This is a genomic window from Azospirillum sp. B4, assembly GCF_000333275.1.
Lineage (GTDB): Bacteria > Pseudomonadota > Alphaproteobacteria > Azospirillales > Azospirillaceae > Nitrospirillum.
In genome coordinates this window covers 1-1,846 of record NZ_BACU01000561.1, presented here as the reverse complement: position 1 = coordinate 1,846, position 1,846 = coordinate 1, and the positions used below count along the sequence as shown (strand labels likewise).

The 1,846-nt window shown below is 69.7% G+C and carries 2 protein-coding genes and 1 pseudogene; 2 read left to right on the top strand and 1 reads right to left on the bottom strand.

What is annotated here, in order from left to right:
• Nucleotides 1–1,201: lipopolysaccharide assembly protein LapB (locus I55_RS25150; RefSeq protein WP_148293947.1), on the top strand; the 1,201-nt coding region annotated here is incomplete at its 5' end.
• Between the two features lie 63 nt (nucleotides 1,202–1,264).
• Here the strand turns inward: I55_RS25150 and ssb are convergent.
• Complete coding sequence (ssb, locus tag I55_RS25145) at nucleotides 1,265–1,708, bottom strand: single-stranded DNA-binding protein (protein ID WP_286364320.1); 444 nt, start codon at nucleotides 1,706–1,708, stop codon at nucleotides 1,265–1,267.
• Between ssb and I55_RS39375 the strand changes: the two are divergent.
• Nucleotides 1,680–1,846 (top strand): annotated as a pseudogene (locus I55_RS39375) (energy-dependent translational throttle protein EttA); the annotation flags it as partial. The gene ssb and the pseudogene I55_RS39375 sit on opposite strands and share 29 nt — an antisense overlap.

Here is a 1,846-nt window from a genome sequence, read left to right as displayed (position 1 = left end):
TCGCTCGACACGAGCCGCCCGTGCCCGCTATGATGACGCCCTGCCGCTCTACCGGCGGGTCGGTGCCGTGCTGGGCGAAGCCAACTGCATCAAGAGCCTGGGGGACATCGCCCTGAAACGCTCCGACCACGCCGCCGCCCGTGCCCGCTATGAGGACGCCCTGCCGCTCTACCGGCGGGTCGGTGCCGTGCTGGGCGAAGCCAACTGCATCAAGAGCCTGGGGGACATCGCCCTGAAACGCTCCGACCACGCCGCCGCCCGTGCCCGCTATGAGGACGCCCTGCCGCTCTACCGGCGGGTCGGTGCCGTGCTGGGCGAAGCCAACTGCATCCAGAGCCTGGGGGACATCGCCCTAAGACGCTCCGACCACGACGCCGCCCGTGCCCGCTATGAGGACGCCCTGCCGCTCTACCGGCGGGTCGGTGCCGTGCTGGGCGAAGCCAACTGCATCCAGAGCCTGGGGGACATCGCCCTGGCACGCTCCGACCACGACGCCGCCCGTGCCCGCTATGAGGACGCCCTGCCGCTCTACCGGCGGGTCGGTGACGTGCTGGGCGAAGCCAACTGCATCAAGAGCCTGGGGAACATCGCCCTGGCACGCTCCGACCACGCCGCCGCCCGTGCCCGCTATGAGGACGCCCTGCCGCTCTACCGGCGGGTCGGTGCCGTGCTGGGCGAAGCCAACTGCATCCAGAGCCTGGGGGACATCGCCCTGGCACGCTCCGACCACGACGCCGCCCGTGCCCGCTATGAGGACGCCCTGCCGCTCTACCGGCGGGTCGGTGCCGTGCTGGGCGAAGCCAACTGCATCCAGAGCCTGGGGGACATCGCCCTGGCACGCTCCGACCACGACGCCGCCCGTGCCCGCTATGAGGACGCCCTGCCGCTCTACCGGCGGGTCGGTGCCGTGCTGGGCGAAGCCAACTGCATCCTGAGCCTGGGGGACGTTCTTGCACGGGAGGAACAGACCGAAAAGGCTCGCCAGCACTATCAGCAGGCGCTGAGCCTGTATGAGCGTATCCCGGAGCCCTATTCCATGGGCTGGGCGTCGCTCCGCCTTTTCCGGGTGGCCGGAAGTGAAAGCGAACGCCGCGCCCATGTGGCGGCGGCGCGAAAGGCGTGGGAAGGACTGGGGGATTGGGGGCGGCGCCTAATCGCCGAGCATCTGGGGCCAGAGGCGGACGACGCGGACGCGCCTTGAAAAGGAAAGGGCGCCTCCCGTTTCCAGGATGCGCCGTTTTTTTCCCTGCCCTGTGCCGACCGATCAGAACGGGATTTCGTCGTCCAGATCGTCGGCCGGCTTGCCGCCGCCGAAGCCGCCGCGCGAGCCGCCGCCGGAGGAGGAGCCACCGCCGCCCGACGAACCGCCGCCGTAGCCCCCGCCCCCACCGTAGCTGGAGCCGCCGCCGCCGAAGTCGCCGCCCGACTCGTAACCGCCGCCACCGCCGCCTTCACGGCCGTCCAGCATGGTCAGTTCACCGCGGTAGGGGCGCAGCACGACCTCGGTCGTGTACTTTTCCTGGCCCGACTGGTCGGTCCACTTGCGGGTTTCCAGCTGGCCTTCCAGATAGACCTTGGAGCCCTTCTTCAGGAAGCGCTCGGCCACGCCGATCAGCGCCTCGTTGAAGATGACCACCTGGTGCCACTGGGTGCGCTCCTGCCGCTCCCCGCTGTTGCGGTCCTTCGATCGCTGGTTCCTGGACCGCATCGCCACCCACATCCTGGCCTTCGAGGGCGAAAGCCAGGTGGTCTGGTTCGAGGGCAACTACCAGGACTACGAAGCTGACCGCAAGCGCCGCCTGGGCTCGGCCGCCGACCAGCCGCACCGTATCAAGTACCGCCCGCT

Coding starts and splice junctions, on each gene's coding strand:
- ssb (WP_286364320.1), bottom strand. CDS start 1,708: ATGCGGTCCAGGAACCAGCGATCGAAGGACCGCAACAGCGGGGAGCGG.